This window comes from Campylobacter sp. RM9334, from assembly GCF_020138145.1.
GTDB lineage: Bacteria > Campylobacterota > Campylobacteria > Campylobacterales > Campylobacteraceae > Campylobacter_E.
The window spans coordinates 151874-173264 of record NZ_JACGAX010000002.1 but is presented as its reverse complement, the minus strand read 5'-3'; the positions used below and the strand labels follow the sequence as shown (position 1 = coordinate 173264).

The 21391-nt window shown below is 27.1% G+C and carries 21 protein-coding genes; 4 read left to right on the top strand and 17 right to left on the bottom strand.

The annotated features are described in order from the left end of the window. From AVBRAN9334_RS01860 to dsrO, 6 genes are all read right to left on the bottom strand, one after another. On the bottom strand, positions 1-180 hold a 180-nt coding region (locus tag AVBRAN9334_RS01860; RefSeq protein WP_336606869.1), incomplete at its 3' end, for a hypothetical protein. A 123-nt stretch (positions 181-303) separates the two neighbouring features. Next, positions 304-1248 carry a hypothetical protein gene (locus tag AVBRAN9334_RS01855; RefSeq protein WP_336606868.1) on the bottom strand — a complete coding sequence of 315 codons (945 nt, stop codon included), beginning with the start codon at positions 1246-1248 and terminating at the stop codon, positions 304-306. 269 nt (positions 1249-1517) lie between these two features. Further along, positions 1518-2477 carry a hypothetical protein gene (locus AVBRAN9334_RS01850; protein WP_336606867.1) on the bottom strand — a complete coding sequence of 320 codons (960 nt, stop codon included), beginning with the start codon at positions 2475-2477 and terminating at the stop codon, positions 1518-1520. A gap of 72 nt (positions 2478-2549) precedes the next feature. Beyond that, positions 2550-5462, bottom strand: a complete 2913-nt coding sequence (locus AVBRAN9334_RS01845) for a tetrathionate reductase subunit TtrA (protein ID WP_336606866.1) — start codon at positions 5460-5462, stop codon at positions 2550-2552. Next, the gene (gene nrfD / locus AVBRAN9334_RS01840; protein WP_336606865.1) at positions 5455-6477 is read right to left on the bottom strand and encodes an NrfD/PsrC family molybdoenzyme membrane anchor subunit; all 1023 of its coding nucleotides are present in this window, start codon (positions 6475-6477) and stop codon (positions 5455-5457) included. The genes AVBRAN9334_RS01845 and nrfD overlap by 8 nt, the downstream gene beginning before the upstream one ends. Further along, entirely contained in the window at positions 6474-7220 is a 747-nt protein-coding gene (dsrO, locus tag AVBRAN9334_RS01835) for a sulfate reduction electron transfer complex DsrMKJOP subunit DsrO (protein WP_214119706.1), read from the bottom strand. The genes nrfD and dsrO overlap by 4 nt, the downstream gene beginning before the upstream one ends. Positions 7221-7437: 217 nt before the next feature. On the opposite strand from dsrO, the gene AVBRAN9334_RS01830 reads away from it, so the two are divergent. Both AVBRAN9334_RS01830 and AVBRAN9334_RS01825 read left to right on the top strand, forming a co-directional pair. Then, entirely contained in the window at positions 7438-8235 is a 798-nt protein-coding gene (locus AVBRAN9334_RS01830) for a hypothetical protein (protein WP_336606864.1), read from the top strand. A 15-nt stretch (positions 8236-8250) separates the two neighbouring features. Then, the gene (locus AVBRAN9334_RS01825; RefSeq protein WP_336606863.1) at positions 8251-9411 is read left to right on the top strand and encodes a Cj0814 family flagellar-dependent secreted protein; all 1161 of its coding nucleotides are present in this window, start codon (positions 8251-8253) and stop codon (positions 9409-9411) included. Positions 9412-9550: 139 nt separating this feature from the next. Here AVBRAN9334_RS01825 and AVBRAN9334_RS01820 read toward each other — a convergent pair whose 3' ends face one another. The 4 genes from AVBRAN9334_RS01820 to AVBRAN9334_RS01805 form a co-directional block, all read right to left on the bottom strand. Then, positions 9551-10363, bottom strand: coding sequence for a cysteine ABC transporter substrate-binding protein (locus AVBRAN9334_RS01820; RefSeq protein WP_336606862.1), 813 nt, complete (start codon positions 10361-10363; stop codon positions 9551-9553). Between the two features lie 62 nt (positions 10364-10425). After that, complete coding sequence (locus tag AVBRAN9334_RS01815; protein WP_336606861.1) at positions 10426-11166, bottom strand: amino acid ABC transporter ATP-binding protein; 741 nt, start codon at positions 11164-11166, stop codon at positions 10426-10428. Beyond that, positions 11166-11822, bottom strand: coding sequence for an amino acid ABC transporter permease (locus AVBRAN9334_RS01810; protein ID WP_214115982.1), 657 nt, complete (start codon positions 11820-11822; stop codon positions 11166-11168). The genes AVBRAN9334_RS01815 and AVBRAN9334_RS01810 overlap by 1 nt, the downstream gene beginning before the upstream one ends. After that, the gene (locus tag AVBRAN9334_RS01805; protein WP_214115980.1) at positions 11819-12463 is read right to left on the bottom strand and encodes an amino acid ABC transporter permease; all 645 of its coding nucleotides are present in this window, start codon (positions 12461-12463) and stop codon (positions 11819-11821) included. The genes AVBRAN9334_RS01810 and AVBRAN9334_RS01805 overlap by 4 nt, the downstream gene beginning before the upstream one ends. 249 nt (positions 12464-12712) lie before the next feature. Here AVBRAN9334_RS01805 and yedE point away from each other — a divergent pair, with 249 nt between their 5' ends. Beyond that, positions 12713-13897 carry a selenium metabolism membrane protein YedE/FdhT gene (gene yedE / locus AVBRAN9334_RS01800; protein WP_336606860.1) on the top strand — a complete coding sequence of 395 codons (1185 nt, stop codon included), beginning with the start codon at positions 12713-12715 and terminating at the stop codon, positions 13895-13897. Continuing rightward, positions 13887-14111 (top strand): sulfurtransferase-like selenium metabolism protein YedF, encoded by a 225-nt coding sequence (gene yedF, locus AVBRAN9334_RS01795; RefSeq protein ID WP_267525428.1) that lies wholly within the window; start codon positions 13887-13889, stop codon positions 14109-14111. Before yedE ends, yedF begins: the two co-directional genes overlap by 11 nt. 23 nt (positions 14112-14134) lie before the next feature. Here yedF and AVBRAN9334_RS01790 read toward each other — a convergent pair whose 3' ends face one another. The 7 genes from AVBRAN9334_RS01790 to AVBRAN9334_RS01760 form a co-directional block, all read right to left on the bottom strand. Next, entirely contained in the window at positions 14135-15295 is a 1161-nt protein-coding gene (locus tag AVBRAN9334_RS01790) for a multidrug effflux MFS transporter (protein ID WP_336606859.1), read from the bottom strand. A gap of 79 nt (positions 15296-15374) precedes the next feature. Next, positions 15375-15740: a CopM family metallochaperone gene (gene copM, locus AVBRAN9334_RS01785; protein WP_336606858.1), complete on the bottom strand. Its 366-nt coding sequence runs from the start codon at positions 15738-15740 to the stop codon at positions 15375-15377. Between the two features lie 61 nt (positions 15741-15801). After that, positions 15802-16950: a metallophosphoesterase gene (locus AVBRAN9334_RS01780; RefSeq protein ID WP_336606857.1), complete on the bottom strand. Its 1149-nt coding sequence runs from the start codon at positions 16948-16950 to the stop codon at positions 15802-15804. A gap of 27 nt (positions 16951-16977) precedes the next feature. Then, positions 16978-18294, bottom strand: coding sequence for an SH3 domain-containing protein (locus tag AVBRAN9334_RS01775; protein WP_336606856.1), 1317 nt, complete (start codon positions 18292-18294; stop codon positions 16978-16980). A 1-nt stretch (position 18295) separates the two neighbouring features. Further along, positions 18296-19573, bottom strand: coding sequence for a M99 family carboxypeptidase catalytic domain-containing protein (locus AVBRAN9334_RS01770; RefSeq protein ID WP_336606855.1), 1278 nt, complete (start codon positions 19571-19573; stop codon positions 18296-18298). Beyond that, a complete protein-coding gene (locus AVBRAN9334_RS01765) occupies positions 19566-20624 on the bottom strand; it encodes a 1-deoxy-D-xylulose-5-phosphate reductoisomerase (protein ID WP_214116014.1) in 1059 nt (352 codons plus the stop codon). The genes AVBRAN9334_RS01770 and AVBRAN9334_RS01765 overlap by 8 nt, the downstream gene beginning before the upstream one ends. A gap of 32 nt (positions 20625-20656) precedes the next feature. Then, positions 20657-21385, bottom strand: coding sequence for a phosphatidate cytidylyltransferase (locus AVBRAN9334_RS01760; protein WP_267524286.1), 729 nt, complete (start codon positions 21383-21385; stop codon positions 20657-20659). Positions 21386-21391: the final 6 nt, after the last annotated feature.

Here is a 21391-nt window from a genome sequence, read left to right as displayed (position 1 = left end):
ACTTTCATCAAATTTAAAAAATACATTGTAATTTTGCTCTTTATTTGTCTTAATCTCAAAATTATTTTTATTTATATTATCTTTTAAATTGCTAATATCTTTAGTATTTAATTCTTTAGTTTTAACATTATCAGCCCAAGACATTGCTATATTTTTTACTTGCGAGATATCTATTTTCATAAAAATTCCTTAAAATTAATACTTTTAAAATTAATTGGTTTGATTTTAATTAATACTATTATTATTTTATTTAATATTTTGATATATTGTAACTTTTAGTAATAATTAATTAAAAATAAAAAATTAAACCTTAATATCAATTAATTTTGTATCGCTTAAATCTTTTTTAAATTCTTTTGTAAAATCTATAAAATCACTTAATTTATCATTTGTAATTAACTCTTCTAATTTATCTTCGCTTATTTTTAAATTAATATTAAAATCTTTTAAGAGTTTCTTTTCATCATTTGTTAGACTTTTTAGGCCTTGATTTTTAAGTTTTGCTAAGGCTGCTAATTTTTTTAATTCTTCTAATTCTTTCTCTTTTAATTTATCTGTATTTGCAATCTTATATAAGCTAATAAAATCATTATTATTTTTATTATTAGATACTTCTATGTTATCTTCAAAATATCCCTTTTCGCCTACATTTAGAAATTCGCCAAATGTAATAATGCCATCAAGATTTTTATCATTATTTAAACTAGCATTTAAAGCATAGCTAATATCAACATAGTATTCATCATTATCTGCTAAAAATTTACTCTCTTCATAGCCTTTTACATAATTAGTGATTATATATTCACCTTTATTATCTCTTCTATATTCAAGCCTTTCATGTATAAAGTTTAATGTCTTTTTTCCTTCTTTATTGCTTAGCTCCCCATTACCATCAACATCAGCTTCAAGGAATTTTCGTTTATAAGCAATATCACTAAACCACCCAGCTACAAAACTTGCTGCGTCTTTATCTAAAATAGTGCCTTTACTATTAAAAATGAAATTATCTTCATCAAAAAATTCTTTTAATCTATTGATATTATTTTCACTAAGTTTTACTCCGATATTGCTTTCATCAAATTTAAAAAACACATTGTAATCTTGCTCTTTATTTGTCTTAATCTCAAAATTATTTATATTTATTGCATTTTTTATATTGTATAAATCAAAAGAATTTAAAGAATTTGAATTAATTTTATCTTGCCAAGCTATAGGCGTATTTAAATAGTTTCCTAGATAATGTCTCATAAAAAATCCTTTAAAATTATGACTAAATTAGATCTAGCTAATTAATCAAGACATTTTTAAAATCATATAGCTATTTTTTACACTTAAAAAGCAATATTAAAGCACTAATACTTTTTAAAATATACACTAACATTCGTAATGCAAATTAAGTTAATACATTAAAAAATGATTTGAATTATTATAATTTGATTTTAATTAATACTATTATTATTTTATTTAATGTTTTGATATATTGTAACTTTTAGTAACAATTAATTAAAAATAAAAAATTAAACCTTAATATCAATTAATTTTGTATCGCTTAAATCTTTTTTAAATTCTTTTGTAAAATCTATAAAATCATCTAATTTATCATTTGCGACTAATTCTTCTAATTTATTTTCACTGATTTTAAGATTAAGACTAAAGTCTTTTAAGAGTTTCTTTTCATCATTTGTTAGACTTTTTAGGCCTTGATTTTTTAGCTTTGCTAAGGCTGCTAATTTTTTTAATTCTTCTAATTCCTTTTCTTTGAATTTATCTATATTCATAATTTTATAAATATTACCACTATCAATTTTAATTCGCTCATCACTTGATTTACAATCAGCTGTATATTTATGAATTTTATTTTTACCATCAGCTCCTAAATATTCGCCAAATGTTATTATTCCATCAAGGTTTTTATCATCATTTAAACTAATATTTAAAGCCTTACTAATATCCATACTCTCGCCATCTGGCAAAGCTACCATACTAGGTAAATATGTGCCTATGATTGCACTTGAGATTATTTCTTCTTCAAGTGTCTTTTCATTTACTACTATTTCGGCTGCTTCACTAAATACCGTAAATGTATATTTAAATTCCTTGCCCGTTAATTCTCCATCGTTATTAATATCAGCTGCTAAGAGATTTTCTCTATAAGCAATATTGCTAAACCATCCAGCTACAAAACTTGCTGCATCTTTATCTAAAATAGTGCCTTTATTATTAGCAATGAAATTATCGCTATCAAAAAATTCTTTTAATCTATTTAGATTTTTTTCATTTATTTTTACACCGATATTATTACTATCAAATCTAAAAAATACATTGTAATCTTGCTCTTTATTAGTCTTTATCTCAAAATTATTTTTATTTATTTGATAATTTAAATCTTTTAGCTCTTTTTCTGTTAGCTCGTGCTTTTTAACATCAATTTTCCAAGCTATCGGCATATTTTTACTAGCACTTATATCGTGTATCATAAATAATCCTTTAATATTTATTTAAAGGATTATAGTTTATTTAGGATAAATAATTTAATCAGTTTAAATTCCTTAACCTAAGCTTGAGATTTTTGCTATAATTACGCCAAATCCTTGCCTTGCTACAGAGCCTACGACAAAATCACTAATTAAGGCATTTTCTCCACGAATAGTATCATCAGGTATTATATTTGAGATGCTAACGCCTGTTCTTTTTGAAATATTTTTAGCAATTAATTTCCCATCAATATAAAAATCACTAGCACCTTCGCCACGCCTAGCACGAGAATGCTCAATTCCTACTGCTTCTTTATGAATTCCTTTTCTAGTTTTTAATATTCCTATTATTTTTTTATCATCTCTTATAACTTTGATTAAATCCTTATCTTTAAGACCTAGTTTTGCTGCTGTATCTTCGTGTAATTCAATGTAGTTTGAATATCTTAAATGAGTTAGTTTTGAACTAGCAGCAACTAAACTTGAATATATATTTGATTTATACGAAAAGGCTTTTAGATTTAATTCATCTAATGTGGTATTGTTTTTAAATCTTTGTTTTACAAAATAAGGAACTCCACTATAATTTTTCCCAGTTAAAGAATCCTTAGTAAGTGCTAAATCTTCGTTATAAATAGCTACTTCTTTTTTGTATGTTTTTGCTAAGGAATTTTTGTTATATGCTTTGTTTTTGCTTTCAAATTTTCCACCCCTTGCCATACAAAATAAAGCTTTTTTATAGTGTTTTGGGCTAATTTCTTTTAATTCTTGAATGAATGGTAAGTCCTTTATCTCATCTTCGTTTATTTCATAATCAAATCCACCATCAAGTGCAACATTTATAAAACTTCTTAAATAATAATCACTCGGCTTATCAAGGTCAAATAAATTACCTTCACTATCGCTAATTGCGTTTTTGCCAAATCCTGCTAAGCCTAATTTTTTGCCTAATTCAATTATAAAGCTATCCATACATACGCTTTCATTATTGCTAAACTTAACATTAGGAGAATTTAAAATAGGAAATCTAAAATGACTAGCTTTACTCAAAGCACCACCCCAAGGATTAACAACACCCCAAGTCTCATACATAACGCTATCAGGAACTATATAATCAGCAAACATACTTGTTTCGTTTATGAATGGGTCAATTGCTATAAATAATGGTATTTTAGAACTATCTTTTAAAGAATTTTTAACATTATTCATATTACTAGCATAAGCAATATTAGCATTCCAAGAAAGCAATATATCTATTCCGTAAGGATATTTTAATGCTGCATTTGTGATTGCGTCGGTGCAAATTGCATTAGTTAGTGGATACCAAGGTAATTTTGATGGATAAGGGTTTTCGTTGTTTTTGATTTTGTTTTTATATTCGCTAGTTGCTTCATAAGGTTTTTTAGTTTTATCAACTCTAATTCCACTAGGTTTAATTTTGCCTTTATATTTTGCTAATTCAAATTCTCCTGATAAATCATTATATTTACCCCCACCAGCACTCATTCCACCAATTTTATTTAAATTCCCAAGCAAACCAACTAATTCTAAAATAGCATAAGCTGTATAAAATCCATTAGTTTGCATAGTTCCGCCGTGCAAATCAAATGCTACTTTATTTTTATATTTTTTGATTTTTTCTAATAAATATTCATAATCTTTTTTACTAACGCCACTATTTTGCAATAAATCATCTAAAGAATTTGAATTGACACTTTCTTTTAATTTGATAAAACTTGTTTTAACCTTTATTGCTTCATCATCTAAAGTTATTATTCCATCATAATAAATATTAGCTTTTTTACAATCTTTTGCACTTATTAATCCTTGTTCGTTAATAACCATAATTTCATTATTAATTCTTAAAAATTCTCCTTTTTTATAGTTTTTATAATCATCTTCAACGACTAAATAAGCAGCATTAGAAAAACTTACATTGTTTTCATTTAAATTAGTATAAGATAGATATTCTTCATCATAAATTTTTTGATTTATTACATCTTGTAATAAGGCTAACGCTAAAAACAAATCCCCACCAGGCTTTATAGCAATCCATTTTCCTACGCTAGATGCACTTGAAGTAGAATTTGTAAGTATTGGGGTTATTGTTGCGTATTCTAAATTATTGCTTTTTCTATTTGCTATTTTTAATCCTTGTCTTTTGAAAGGATTTCCAGCTTGAGCAGGAGCACTTGCGAAATTAATCAAAAACTCGCAATTATCAAAATCAGGTTTTAAGTGTGGGTATTTATCAAAATCATTTAAAAAAGCAGCCATTCCAGCTCTCATAGAAAGACCACAAGTTGCTGTGTGTCCGTGAAAATTGATAGTTCCGAATGATTTTTGAAATCTTTCTTGAAAGAAATTCTTTCTTCCTTCATCGCCTGTTGCGATTATACATAATCCATTTGCTTTCTTTCCAAATTCAGGAGCATTTTCATCTATTAAATCAGTATGATTATAAACTTCTTTAAATCCTTTTACATAGCCTTCATTAAACAAATCTCCGCCATTTACTATCTCATCTAAAAATTTATCAGGCTCAATACTTTGCCATTTATTTTCTCCCCTTTTTCCAACTCTTTTTAGTATTTTAGTTACCCTTGCTTTATCATTTAATTTATCAAATACTAAATTACCCCTAGCACAAACACTTGAATGGATTTTGCCTTGATTTGTGAGTAAATAACTATCTTTTATACTAGTATTCATATTAAGCCAAGGGTCGCTTGATAATAAACTATATGGATTGCCAATAACTTTTAAAACCTTATTATCTAATATTTTTACTCTAACACCACAATGAGTAACGCAACCATTACAAACACTTGAATAATACTTGCCGATTTTTGGATTTAGGCTATTTGCATATATGCTATCGTTTGTTTTTGTTTGTGGTTTTATGATTTTTTGTATTGTTTCATTGTAAAAATAAGCCCCTGCTATGCCTGTTATCCCTGATGCTATTAAAAACTTTCTTCTACTCACTTAATTCTCCTTTTATTTGTTTTTCTAATATGCTTACTAAAAGACAAAACAAACTTATGCAAATTAGCCAATTGCCAAATACAGAACCTAAACTATCACTACCTAAGATTTTTGGTGTGTATGTTAAAAATCCACTCATAATTTTTGGCATAGAATTTCCTGCAAAAACTACATTAAATTTAAAGCTAAAGCTATAAATTATCATAGATAAAAATGCAAGTAATAAAAAGAATTGATTGTTTTTTAATCTTGTCAAAAGATTTATTAAAATAATAAAAATTAAGCAAAACTCAAGTATGAAAATCTCATAAAATCTAGCCATAAATACATATTGATATAGCTCTTTAATTTCTTTATTAAAACCAAGCATAAAGCTAAACCAAAATAATCTTAATAATAAATCACATACTATTAAAGCACTAGCAAGTCTTATAAAGATAAAAAGATTGATTTTATAATTTATGATTTTTGAATATACAAATAAGACTAAAGCACATATTCCAACACCGCCTACACCGCCATTTGCAGCAAATAAAAGTGGTAAAACAGGTGTATTCCAAAAACTAACTCCAACACTTGTTCCTAAAATATATCCAGTGTATAAAGGAATGCAAAAAGATACAATAAGTGTGATTATTCCTAATTTTTTAGTATTTTTATTGTTAATATGCTTATATGCTAATAGTATTAGTAAAATAGGGTAGGTTATAAGTAATATAATTCCTATTTTCATAGCTGAAGTTGGTAGATTGCCCCAGCCATTTAAAAAGATTTCAAAAACTCTGCTAGGTTGTTTTAAATCATCAATTAAATTAAAAGGAATTGCACATAAACAAACAAAAGAAATTATCATTGAAAATAGGGCGATATTTTTGTAGTTTTTCAATCCAAATACTAAATATAAACTAGCACATAAAAACGCTCCAAAACTAGCTCCTGCTATGAAAAAATCATTCACAACATCTAAAGCCCAAGTTCGCTGAATGCTAAAACCTTCTAAAACTACAGCACTCATTTTATTCTCCATTCTTCTTCTAAAGCCAAATCAAATTCTTTTGAAATATCTTGAAACATTTTATGATTAGGATTGATTTCATTTAATTCATTGTCTAAATTAATATAAAAAACTTGTGGTTTAGTCCCAAAATTTTGCTTTAAAACACTTGTTGGATAATCTTTTAATATTTGTGAAATTTCACTTGAACTATCATTTAAATCGCCAAAAATTCTAGCCCTACCAACGCAGGTTTGAACACAAGCTGGTAATTCATTATTATCTATTAAATGCACACAAAAAGTGCATTTATCAGCTACTTTTGTATTTTTATTAATAAATCTTTTATCATAAGGACAGGCATTTACGCAGTAACTACAACCCCAGCATATTTCATTATCTACTAATACTATTCCATCTTCTCTTTTAAAAGTTGCTCCTGTAGGGCAAACGCTTACGCAAGGTGGATTTTCGCAATGATTACAAAGTTCTGGCAAAAATGCCTTAAATACTTCATCGCTTTTGCTTAATTCATATTCAGTAACAAATGTTCTAAATTGTTCGTGGGGGACTTGATTTTCATTGATACAAGCAGCAGTGCAAGCTTGACAGCCGATACATTTTCTAAGGTCAATTAGCATTGCATAGCGTTTTTTGCTATCTCCTATATATCTTTTATCTTTTTTATCTATTCCATTATTTTTTAGGCTAAAAGCATAACTTGATGAAGCTAATGTGGTTGTAATAAATACTCTTCTATTCATATAAAACCTTTGATTTAGATTTTAATGAGTATATTTTTTGATTGTATAATTAAAGTTAAAATTTAATAATAAATTAAGGTTTAAATATTATTGCCTAATTTTTGTTTGTTATTATCAATAAGTTTATATATAAATTTTATATAAATTTTTATAAGAATTTAATAACCATTAATATTTTTTTAAACCTACCGATATAGAAAAATAACGGGGGTTTAAAATGCAAATAACAAATAACAATTATATAAATTATCAAACAAATATTAAAAATCAAATTCCAACCACTCAAACTCCTAAAGATAATCTAAAAGAACAAATCGCAAATATTTTAAAAGACGCCCCACAAGATGAATGGGGCACATATGATCCAAATGCTGTGCTTAGTAAAATAGGAGCTTACGAAAAAGGCAGTAAGATTTATGAAGCCTTAGAAAACGAAATGCTAAAAGGAATAATTACTTACGAAAAAGACCCAAACGAGCAATTACCAAGCAATGAAGAAGTATTTAAATATCAAAAAGGCGATGATGCAAGGCTTAGCGAGTTTAAGCTAAAGGCTCAAGTAGCATTCGGCATTAAAACTAATAGTATTTATCAAAAGGCATATCAAGGCAACGCAAGTGCTGATGAAGTAAAAGATTTAGTTCAATTTTTAAAAGATAATAGTATTGATGGGCTTGATTTAAGTGGTAGATTTTTTAAAATACCCAAAGATTACGCCAATGAGATTATGGAGCTTTTTGCAGATGATAACCTAAATGTAGATGATTTTAAGCAAAAATATTTAGAGATTAAAGAAAAGATAGAAACTAAAAGAAACAAAGCAAAAGAAATAGATGAAGAACAAACTAAAGAAAAACCTTACGAAGCCATAGAAGTAAAAGGCACTAGCACTCGTGAAAGTATGGAAGAAATACTTAGCAAAATTAATATTCAAAATATCAAAGATGAAAGAGATTTATTAGCTATTTTAATGGCATATAAAGATAGCGAGAATTTGTATGATAAAAGGGTTTAAAATAAAGGAATAATTATGAAAATAAATTCTTATTCAACATATCAAATAACTAATATAAGCAAAAAAGAAACAAATAACGAGATTAAAAAAGTAGACAATAAAGCAGATGATAAAAAGGTAGGAGTTGTTTTAGGATACGGAGTTGATAAAGATGGCTTTTTTACAAGTGATTTTAACAAAGCTGCAGGAATTGCTGAAGATTTTAAAATACATAGCGATAGTTTAAAATCTTTAGTAGAACAAAACAATAAAGCTCATATAATAGGTAAAAGATTCATGGAAATTGATATAGCAAAAAGCGTTGGAAATGCTTATAAAGTCTTAAGCCAAGTTGTAAGTGAAGATTTTTTAAACTCTAAAGATTTTTTTAACACCGAAGATATAAAGCAATTTCCACAAGGTTATATTCAAGCAAGAAGTGATGAAATCAAAATCAATAAAATTTTACATTCACCTGATGATTATGAGAATAATCACGGAATGACTTTTCAAAATGAACTTTATCAAACTCATCATCCCTTATTTTATTCTTTTGACAATGATGATAAAACCTTACCAAACACAAATGTTTTTCCACCTGATAATATCAAGCAAGACCCTAGATTTAGTGGATATTTTGGTGATTATGACGAAGCAAGACAAAATTATATAAATGAAAATGGAGAAATATCAAAAGGCGGGCTTTTGATAGGTATATTAAAATCAAACCCAACTTTAATTGAAGGAGAAAGCACATATAAAGGTAAATTAAGTGGTTATGATAGAAAAATTAGCTCGGCTACATTTTTTGCATTTGATAAAGCGTTAGGAATGCAAGTAATGGCAAGGGGAGAAAATGGCTTTATGAGTGCTGAAGTTGAGCGTATGCCAAGATGGCTGAAAGATTATGTCAAATTAAATGCTTATGATAAACCATTAAGCCAAAGAAGTGCTATTTTAGGAAGTGCTAATTATACTAAAACCTTATATAGTCTTAATAGTGGATTTTTTAGTAGTAATAAAAAAGCTGAAGAAAAACAAGCTGATGAATTTATGAGAAAAATAAGAGAGTTAATGGGTTTAGAAAATCCAAATAAAAACATTAGCGAATTAAATTATGATGAGTTTTTAAAACTAGCTTTTAGTTTTAGCCAAAATAAAGTATCTAATATAAGATTGTTTGATATAAAAGTTTAGATTATTTTAGAAATTTTATTGCAAAAGTTATAAGATATTTTGATTTTTGAAAAGATTTTCTTATTTTAAATTCTTAAAACTAAATAGAATTTAAAATAAGAATAAAAAGCGAATTAGGAATAATCCTAATTCAAAATTATTAAAGTTTGCCGCCTTCTACAACAACACTTTCTTTATCAATATCAGTTCCATAAACAGGTGCTAGAGTTTCATCATAATTTTTGTGGAAGAATTGCTCTTCGCCTAGTTTTACTATCTCATTATTTAGCCATTCTAAAAGCTCTTTATTGCCTTTTTTAACAGCAGGTGCGATTACATCAATATCTCCTAATTCACTAATACCTACTACAAAATCAGGATTGTTTTTAACCCAAGCAAAAAGCAAGGTGTTATCGTGTGCTAGTGCAGCACCTCTACCATCTAATAATGCTCCAAAAGTTTCAGTATTTTGGTCGTATTTTGCTAGATTTACTCCGTTTTTATTTTTTGTAAAATACGCATCAGCAGTTGTGCCTTTATTTACGATTAGAGTTTTTCCAGCTAGTTCTTTAATGTCTTTAATCTCTGCATTTTTAGGACTTGCAATGCCTAATGAAACTTTCATATAAGGTAATGCAAAATCAACAACTCTTGCTCTTTCAGGTGTTTTTGTAAAATTAGCTAAAATAATATCAACTTTATCAGATTGTAAAAACTCAACCCTACTAGCAGCCTCAACAGGAACTAAGGTTAATTTATCTTCACTACCTAATAAATCTTTAGCAATTCTTTTTGCAAAATAAACATCATAGCCTTGGAATTTGCCTTCTTTATCAACAAAGCCAAATGGTGGTTTATCAGCAAAAACACCTATTTTAATATTATCGCTAGTTTTAATCTCTTCAATATTTCTAGCATTAGCAAAACAGGTTAGTAAAGCCCCTGCAACAAGTGATAAAATAACTTTTTTCATAATTTCTCCTTTAAATAAAATCGCTTGTAATTAAAACGCAAAAAAATTAATAAAAGATAATTTTAATCCTTTTTAAATTCAAACATATTTAAAAATTGCTTAGCTCTATTAGTTTGCGGATTTGTAAAAAACTCTTTAGGACTTGCAATTTCAACGATTTTGCCGCTATCCATAAAAATAATTTTATCAGCTACAGCTCTAGCAAATGCCATTTCGTGAGTTACTATTAGCATTGTTTTTTCTTCTTTTGCAAGATTTAATAATACATCTAAAACTTCTCTTACTATTTCAGGATCAAGCGCAGCCGTAACTTCATCAAAAAGCATAATTTCAGGATTCATACATAAAGCTCTAACTATTGCAATTCTTTGTTTTTGACCACCACTTAGCTCTTTTGGATAGGAGTTTTGTTTGTGTTCTAAACCAACTTTTTGTAATAAATCTAGGGCTTGTTTTAAAACTTCATCTTTTTTACGCTTTTGAACTTTCATAGGAGCTAATAAGATATTTTCAAGCACATTTAAATGGTCAAACAATTCATAGCTTTGAAACACCATTCCAACATATTTTCTAATCTCTTGCCAGTTTTTATAATCTTTAGTAATTATTTCATTTTTTATATAAATATTTCCACTAGCTATATTTTCAAGTCCGTTAATACACCTTAAAGTTGTGCTTTTTCCACAGCCACTAGGCCCTACTAAAACAACAACTTCGCCTTTATTAACTTCAAAAGAAATATCCTTTAAAGCGTGGTTATTGCCGTAAAATTTATTAATATTTTCAAGTTTTAAAATACTCATTAACTCCACCTTTTTTCTAGTATTTTTGATATTTTTGATAAGGGATAACAAATTATAAAATATATAAAAAATATAATTGTGTAAATATATAAAGGTGCTAGATTGCTAATAAATAATGTAACTTCTTTTAATTGATTACCTATTGCTAAAATATCTACAACACCTATTAAATAAGCTACTGAAGTAGTCTTAATCATACGGCTTAAAAGATTTATTACATTAGGAATTAATCTTTTTAATGCAAGTGGCAAAATAATATATCTATACATTTGGTATTTGCTAAGTGCAAGTGCGATTGAGCTTTCAAATTGGTGTTTAGGAATACTTGTTATTGCACCCCTTACTAAATCCATCATCTCAAACATACCCCAAATCACAAATACAATAATAGTAGCACTAATAGCATCTATACTAAGCCAACTTGACATTCCAAAATATATTAAAAATAGCCAAACGATAATAGGCATAAATCTTATAATTTCAAGAATTATTTTTAGAATATAAAAAATAATTTTATTTCCTAAACTCATAAAAACGCCTAAAACAAGCCCGCCTATAATTGAGAAAAATATAGATACAAAAGATATAAATAAAGTAACTTTTAAGCCTTCATAAAGCCTTGAATAAATTGATAAATCAAATAATATTTCACTCATTTTCTAATCCTCGCTTCAAACCAAGTTAAAAATAATGAAAGCGGTAAAATCATTATAAAATAAGCAACACAAAGCATAAATAAAGCTTCATTAGTTACATAATAAAGTCCTATTATATCTTTTGCTGTATAGACTAAATCAGCTAGAGCTATTACGCTTACAACTGATGTTTCTTTTAACAAAAATATTATATTTGCATTAATACTAGCTATAGAAACTCTAAGTGATAATGGCAATAATATGTAGTATAAAACTTGATTTTTGCTTAATGCTAGAGCATATCCTGCTTCTATTTGGTGCTTATTAATAGCATTTAAACCTGATTTTAAACTCTCAGCCATATATCCACCACCTAAAAATGCAAGTCCAATTACTCCACAAGTAAAGGCTTCAAGTTTAATTCCAAGCTTTGGCATTGCGTAATATAAGAAAAACAAATGAATTAAAAGCGGGGTATTTCTTGAAAGCTCTATATAAGCATTACAAATTAGTTTTAAAAACCTTAGTTTATGTAGTTCAACCCACATACAAAATAGCCCTATTAAAAATGATAAAACTATGCCATAAAATGCAAGTTTTATAGTAAGGATTAATGCGTCTATGTAAAGTGGATAAAACTCTTTTATAACTTCAAAATCCATCTAAGCTCCTAGCTAAAATAAAAACGGGTTAAATATATCTTTTTTTGATAAATAATATTTGCAATTTTATTTTCAAATTCTTTTAATTTTGTTACAAAAATTATTAATAAATATGTGTTTATATTAAATAATTTTATTCAAATAAATTAACTTAATTTTGAGATAAATAATTTAAAGAAATCTTTAAGAATGCTAATTTATAATCAGCCTTTTAATTTTGGCTAAGTTTTAGCTATACAAAGGATTTTTATGAAAACTTCAAATTTTGGTGCAGAACTTGCACACTTTCATCAAAACTACCTAAGCAAATTCTATAGCAATACTAAAGCGGTTATGGTTTTAAGCATAATGGCAACTTTATATTTTGCTATTTTTGGTGGTGTTTTTGCAGTAACAGGTGAATTTACTCGTATCGGTGGGGAAATTCTTGAGCTTTTTGGAATGGATTTAAGTTCTTATTCATATTATCAAAAGCAAAATCTAAACGGAACTATGCTAACTCGTGTTGATGGGGTTATGATTATTGGACTTATAATTGGTTGTTTATTAGCTGCTAGCGTTGCTAATAAGGTGTATTTTAGAAAAATAGCTTCTAAGACTAGATTTTTTCAAGCATTAATTGGCGGGATATTAGCAGGATTTGGTGCTAGACTTGCTTGGGGATGCAATTTGGCTAACTTTTTTACAGGTCTTCCTTATTTTTCTTTACATACTTGGGTTTTTGCTATTTTTATGTGTCTTGGGGTTGCGGCGGCTATTTTGGTGCTAAAAATTAAAATTTTTGCTCCTAAATATGAGATGATTAAAACAAATACTCCGCAATTAAAAATAGATAAGAATTTAGAACAAAAAAACAAAATTATTTTATTTCTTAGCGTAATTGCTTTTTTTGTATTCTTTGCGTATTTAGCTAGTAATGATACTAAAAATCTTCCTACAGCATTGATATTTGGCGTGATTTTTGGCTGGTTGATACAAAAAGGACAGATTTGCTTTACTTCTTGTTTTAGGGATTTATTTTTATTTAAAAGATATAGTTTTTCTTTAGCTTTATTTGTATCAATGTTAGTTGCTAGTATTTTTGTATTTGCATTATTAAATAAAGGCGGATACAACGCTAAGGTTTTAGAAATATCTCTTGGGCTTTGCACCGGAGCATTTATATTTGGCTTTGGTATAGTGTTTGCAGGTGGTTGTGAATGTGGATTTTTATATCGTGCAGTAGAAGGGCAAACTCATTTTATAGTAGTTGGTATTGGAAATATAATAGGAACTATGCTAATTGCTTTAAATTATGATTTATTGCCTAAGTGGTTTTTGAGTGGAGAAAAAATCAAATTAAGCGGATATAGTGGTCTTGGCATTAATATAGCTTTATTTTTAATAAGCATTGCTTTAATATTATTTTATGCAAGGAGAAAAAATGAAAATTGATTATTCTATTTCTTTATTAGGCGAACCTTGTCCTTATCCTGCAATTGTTGCTAATGAAGTAATTCACAAGTTAAAAAGCGGTGAAGTATTAGAAATAATTAGCGATTGTCCGCAAAGTATTAATGGAATTCCACCTGATATGAAAGCTTTAGGTCATAGTTGCGAAGTAGTGCAAAATGGCTCTGTTTTAGGCTTTTATATCACTAAAAAATAAGTTTAGAATTTAAAACAGAAGTTTTAAATTCTAATTAACTTAAATCTTAAAATATAAACTAGACTTGCAAGTAAGCAAAAAACGCTTATTATGCAAGCTAGTGCAAAACTCGTATTAGCATTCATAGCACCGACTAAAAACGCTGCAAATCCTGCGAACATAAATTGCATAGCTCCAAGTATTGCTGAAGCACTACCTGAATATTTTTTAGATTTTTGCATAGCTTTTGTAACTAGATTTGGTGTTATAAAGCCTAGCATACATAAAGTTAAGAATAAAAATAAAGTAAAAGTATAAAAATTATTTGATAAAAGTATTAAGCAAAATGAATTAATTATCATTGTTAGACAAGCTATAAAAATTACTTTTGATATACCAAATTTAGAAGTAAAATATACATTTAATCTAGCTGCTATCATAAATCCTAAAGAATTTATCCCAAATATTAATCCATATTCTTGTAAGCTGATATTAAAGACATTGGTAAAAACAAAACTTGAGCCACTAATATAAGCAAATAAAGTGCTCATAATTAAACTTGAGCTAATTACATAAATTAAAAAACTTTTATTAGTTAAAACACTTTTATATGCTTTATAAATATTTGAAAATGAAAAAGGAATTTGATTTTTGTTACTTTCTTTTATATAAAAAATACTTAAAAATAATAATAAAATTCCAAGACAAAATAAAGTAATAAAAATGCTTTGCCAAGAAAAGTATTTAAGCAAAAGCCCACCAATGCTAGGAGAAATCATAGGAGCTATGCTAGAACTAATCATCATTAATGAAAATACAGCCACTGCTTTTTGCTTAGAAAAACAATCATTTACAATAGCTCTTGCAATCACAACCCCAGCACATCCGCCAAGTGCTTGCATAAATCTTAAAGCAATAAAAGTATAAATATTATCAACTAAAAAACATAAAAAACTAGATATTATAAATATAAAAAGTCCTATAATTAATGGGATTTTTCTACCATAAATATCGCTAATTGGTCCATATAATAATTGTCCTAATGCAAAGGCTATAAAAAAACTAGCAATGCTTAATTGAGTATAAAACTCACTTGTATTAAAACTATGCTGAACTAAGCTTAATGCAGGTAAATACATATCAGTTGCAAGTGGGGCAATAGCACTTAAAAATGCCAATATTAAAATAAAAAATTTTTCTTTCATCTATACTCCTAAAAAATTATATTATTTTGTTAAAAAAGAATAAATTGTAAGTAGCAAGGAGTTTTCCTTGCTTTATAAATTAGTGTTTATGATGATTGATTGTTTCTGGATATTTATAACCTTTTTTCTCTAAATATTCTTGCATAAATTTAATCTCAATTTCTTGAGCTTTTATAATATCATTGGCTAATTTTTTGATATTTTCGTCTTCTCCATATTTTAAAACGATTTTAGCCATATCAACAGCACCAATGTGATGAGGCAACATACCAGCTACAAATGCTATATCAGGGTCGTTTTCATTCATACCTACTTGCATTTTAGAGTGCATTTTTATCATACTTTCATTTAGTTCTTTTTTCATATCGTTTAATTCTTGAGGACTTAAATCTTTAGCAAATAAACTAAATGCACTTAAACATAAACATAAAAAAATTTTTTTCATAAAATACTCCTTGTTTTAAATGAAGATATATTTTATTAATTAGTATTTTCTATTAAGTAAATTATTTGGCTTTTACATTAATTAAGACTATTTCGCTACTTGCATTAAATCTAGCTACTATGCCCCAAAATCCAGCCCCACTTGTTACATACATTTTGCTATTTTTTATATTATATAGCCCCTTTAAATAACCTTGCTCAAGTTTAACAGCCAAACTAAAAGGAAAGATTTGTCCTGCGTGAGTATGCCCAGCTAGGATTAAATCATAAGGGCTAACATCGTATTTTTTAACAAATTTTGGCTGATGAGTTAGTAAGATATTAAACTTATCTAATTTAGGCTTTAATTTGCTAATATCAGGCTCAAAAGTCTTAAGCTTTAGCCCCATCAAATCATTTACACCTGATATTACAAAATCATCAAATTCTATGCTTTTATTATCTAAAAAATGTAATTTATATTTTTTTAATTCCTTAGCGATACTGCCTACCCCGTGATAATATTCGTGATTTCCTAAGACATAAAATGTGCCATAGGTTGATTTTAGTTCATTTAAATAATTGAGGTTTTTGACATTGTTAATACCTGTATCTATTAAATCTCCTACGATTACTACTAAATCAGGATTTAAAGAATTAATTTTATTAATTATATTTATAAAAAACTCATCATTTAAATTCTTTTTTAGATGAATATCAGCTATCATTGCGATTTTTAAATCTTTTTTTAGTTTATCTTCGTTTATATTTATTTCCTTTATTTTAGGGACTCTTATTGCATTTTTTGATACCTTATAAAAAAATAAAAAAGCTATAAAAATTAATATAAACTCATAATTTAAAATATTTATATCTTTTAAATAATAAATAAGTATAAAAAATATAGGAAAAAAATTGAATATCTCCCATATATCAATTGCTTTTGCAAAATGTTCTTCATAGACGATTTTTGTCTTGACATAATAAAAACTCATAATTATAAAAAATACAATAGTTGAAGCAATTAAAATTATAAAAGAATAATACAAAAGCTCTTTTATTAAGTTTTCTTGAGCAATTAGACTAAGTTCAAATGCAAAAATAATACTATAAAAAGCTATGAATATTGTTTTAAATTTATTAAAAGCATTGTTTTTAATAGTTCTTAAAAGCATATTTGCATTAGTAAAAAATATAAGTAAAAAATACAAAATATCAAGTAAAATTAGCAAAATTATTCCTTTAAATTATTAAGAATTTCAATCTTGGTTTTTAAATTCCAATTCTTCATCAAATAAATTTCTCATACCATAAATTCTACTTAAGAATATATCTTTTTCTCTTACGCTTGAAAGGTTTTTACCAGCATCTATTGTAGTAACTGCTACTTTACCAACTATTATTCTGCCTTCTACTCCATATTTATAATTTTTAATACCCCATAAATTATGCAATATATAGATTTTGTTATCAAACTCACCTAAATATAAAACTATATGACCTTTTAGAGCTAGTAATGTTGCAAAAGGTATTGCATTGCTTTTAATATAATTATATTTTTGTTTATTGCTAAGTTTTGAGATATTAAAGAATATTTTTCTATTTAAATAATCTTTTTGATTGATTTGGTCTTGTGAATTTCTAGCTAGAAAAATTCCAAAAGTTCCAAAAACATCTTTTAAAAAAGCAGAACAATCTCTATCACCATTTAATCCGCCCCAACCATAGTTTTGTCCTATTAATTCATTTGCTATTGTTTTTAAATCCAAACTAGAAAAATTACTTCCGAGTTTAAAAAAATCCTCTTTTTTGACCTTTACTTCGCTAAGTTTTGCGTTATTGTTTAAATCTTTTTTAAATACTTTTAAGGTATAAAAATTAGGACTTTCTTTGCTAACTGCTAAAGGCATTCCAATTCTTGCGTATTCTATAAATTCATCATTTTTATCAAGTAGGGCGATTTTGTCTTTTTTAGGCATTACAAAATCTTTAGATGATTTATAATCATTTAAATCTTCATCACTAATAAATGCAATATTTTTATTTTCTATAAAGCCAACTACCACGCTATTATAAACAAAACTCCAGCCAAAATCCTTGCTATAATGAGATATTTTAATAGGGGTATATGCGTAGATAAATGAGTTTTGCAAATAATCAAAAGGATAGCCTTCTCCTGCTAATTTAGGATTTTTAAATCTTGGTTTTTTAGTAGGTAATAATCTTAAATTACTTGAATTAACAACAATAGCATTTTTTGATACTTGATTAATATTATCAAAATTAGCATTATCTACTATATTACTTATAAATTCTTTAGAATATAATTGATAATTTTCTCCGTATCCTACATTGTTTAAAATATCATTTGCAATATTTTGCATATTAATATTTGTTTTATCAACTTTCCAAACACTAAAAAGATTTTTTAAAAAATCATCTTTTAATTTTTGTGAAACTTTATTATTTATGTAATATTCTTTATCATCATAATCTTTTAAATCTTGAGATGGTAAAGTAAAATTATTATTACAAGCTGCTAACAATATGCTAAAAATTAATATTAAATTTTTCATATTATTTAAACCTTATCAAAATTTCACCTATAAATTTATTATCTTCGTAAGCTTCAACCCTATAAATCTTACCTGCTTTATCAATTGAGTATTGTTTTTGCATATTTTTAAGGCTTAGTTTTATACTATCTTCACTATCTTTTGCGTTATAGCCTATGACATTTATCCTTACTTTATCGTGTTTTTTAACTAAAAAATAATTTTTTACTTCAATCATTTTTGCAAAATTAGTTGTGATTTCTTTATCATCAACAATTAAATTTAACTTATCAATAATATCGCTATATTCAACATTTTTTTCTAAATACAAATTAGTTTGAAAGCGATTGCCGTATTGAATACTAAAGCCATTATCTTGATTGTTTTTAAAAATCGCAGTTAATTCATTGCTAGCTTTATAAGTAAATGGCAATTTTATTGGAATAAATCTTATTTTTTCTCTTGGTTTTTGAAGGCTTAATAAAAAGCGATTTTCAATTTTAATTAAAATCGGTTTTTCAATAACTTCTCTTACTGCATTAGGATTTAATTCAAATTCTCGCTCAAACTCAACTCCAGCAGCCTTTAAATAGCTCTCAATTGCTAGTAAATGATAATATGCTCTTTCGTGAGTTAATAGATTTTTGCTAGCTTCGTTTGCATAGGCGGCTTTGCCTTGAGTAATTGCATAATAAGTTAGGCTTTTTAGCATTTCTTCATCGCCATTTGCTGTGTTTGTGTTTTTTAAATGATAGCTATGTAATTTGTGTAATAAATTATTATTTATACTTTCACAAGCCTTACTTGCAATTTCGTTTAAATTCCCGTATTTTGCGTCAATTTGCTCTTGGTCAATTATGCAAGAATTTCCCCATTTTTTAGGATTTTTATCCTTATTTATATAATTTGGAGAATAATATCCACTACCATCGTGAAGATTTATTATGAGTTTTACTTCAGGTAAAGTTATTATTTTTTTGATTAATTCAACCGTGTAATAATCAGGGTCATCTTCGCTAAGTTCAGCAAATTTGCGATTTAAATCTCCAAATTCTCCACGACTTCTAGCAATTATTGAATCAAATGCGAGATTTGGCACGACAATTACTTTTCCTTTAGTGATTTTATAATCCGTGATTAATAAACTAGCAGCGTGAAAACCACCTGGCTCATCTCCTTGAATACCGCCAAAAATCAAAACGGTATTATCACAAACTTTTTCACATTCTCCTAAAGTGTTTATAGTAAAATTTAAAGCAAATAAATTAAGACTTAAAAATGTTAAAAATATCTTAAGCATTCAAAAACTCTCTTACCATTTTATCTACACTAAACACATCATCAATAGTATTTATTTTACTATCAGCAAATTTATCTAAAGCCTTAAATACTGCGTCGCTAATATCATAGAATTTACATTCATCTTTTAAATATTTATATACAAATTCTTCATTAGCAGCATTGATAATAACACCTAAATCAGGATTATTTAATAGCTCATCTTTTAGCCTAAAAATAGGGTATTTATTAGGATTTATCTCAAAGAATTCTAATTTAGCAAGTTTTAAAATATCAAAATATTCACAAGCAGCAAAATCACTCTCACCTAAGAGTGCATTTGCAATGCTAAGCTTCATATCAGGCACGCTAAAATAAGCACTCATTGAGCCATTTATACTTTCACAAAATGCGTGAATACTTGAGCTTGGCTCTATGATTGCGTCTAATTCTAAATTAGGATATAAATGTTTTGCTTCTATTAATTCATAAAGCTTATTTGTCATTGTTGCACTATCTATTGTGATTTTTGCTCCCATATCCCAATTAGGGTGTTTTAAGGCTTCGTTTGCTTTTAGATTTGCAACTTCATTGTATTTAAAAAATGCCCCACCACTAGCAGTAATTGTGAGCTTTTTAGGGTGTTTAATACCCCTTAAAAGTGCTGCTAATGCACTATGCTCGCTATCAATAGGAGAGATATTAAAAGTATCAAGAAATTTTCCAGCCACAACCAAGCTTTCTTTATTTGCTAAAAAGAGTTTTTTATCTAATTCTTGAGTTTGTAAAGATATTTTAAGCCCTGCAAATCCTACTATTGCATTGATAATTCCATCACTTTTTAAATCTTGCATTATAAATGCAGCGTCTTTTATTGAGTATTTATTAGAATGATTGACTTTATCTAGTATTTCATCACTTGCTAAGACTATTTTAGGATTAAACATTTTTATTTGTTCGTTTAATAATTCATAGTTTTTATAAGCACTAATGCACTCTAATTTAATATCAGCTTGTTTTATTATTTTTAAAGCATTAACGCCGATTGAACCAGTTGAACCAAATACGCTTATAATTTCAGGTTTTGTTGGATTTATAGTAAAGCTCATAAGAATACCACCATAATAATACTAGCAAAAATCAAAGCATCAACTCTATCTAATACTCCGCCATGTCCAGGGAAAAGCTCCCCACTATCTTTAACTTTTGCTAAGCGTTTTAAATAGCTTTCAAATAAATCTCCAAATACAGCAAAAAACGCCATTAAAAATGATAAAAATAAAACTCCAAAAAAGCCAATCTCACTATAAACAAAACTAGCATAAATGCTTGAAATTATTGTGCTAATGATAATTCCACCGATTACTCCTTCTAAAGTCTTATTAGGAGAACTTGGGCTAAAGCTAGTTTTTCCATACTTTTTACCTACAAAATAAGCAAAACTATCACATAAAACAACGCTTAAAAGCAACCAAATAAAGCCACTTAATTCAAATCTAATATAAGTTTCAAAAATAAAGCTAATTCCAATTCCTGCATAAATAAATGGTAGAATTTCTTTTAAATCTCCTTGTTTGTATGCTAAAAAAGAAGCAAGAACTAAAATAGCAAAAATCATAGAAACCACAGGCATTTGAGTATAAATTCCTAATATCAATCCTAAAGCTAAAATTAAATAATTATTTTTAGTATCAAATAATTTACAAGCTTCAAAATATCCAATGCCACTAGCCAATAAAAATATTATTAGCCATAAATAATAAGAATTTATCGCTAGAAAAATTACTGCAATTATTGCAAAAATTAAGCCTGTTTTTATTTTTTCATTCAACATAAATAC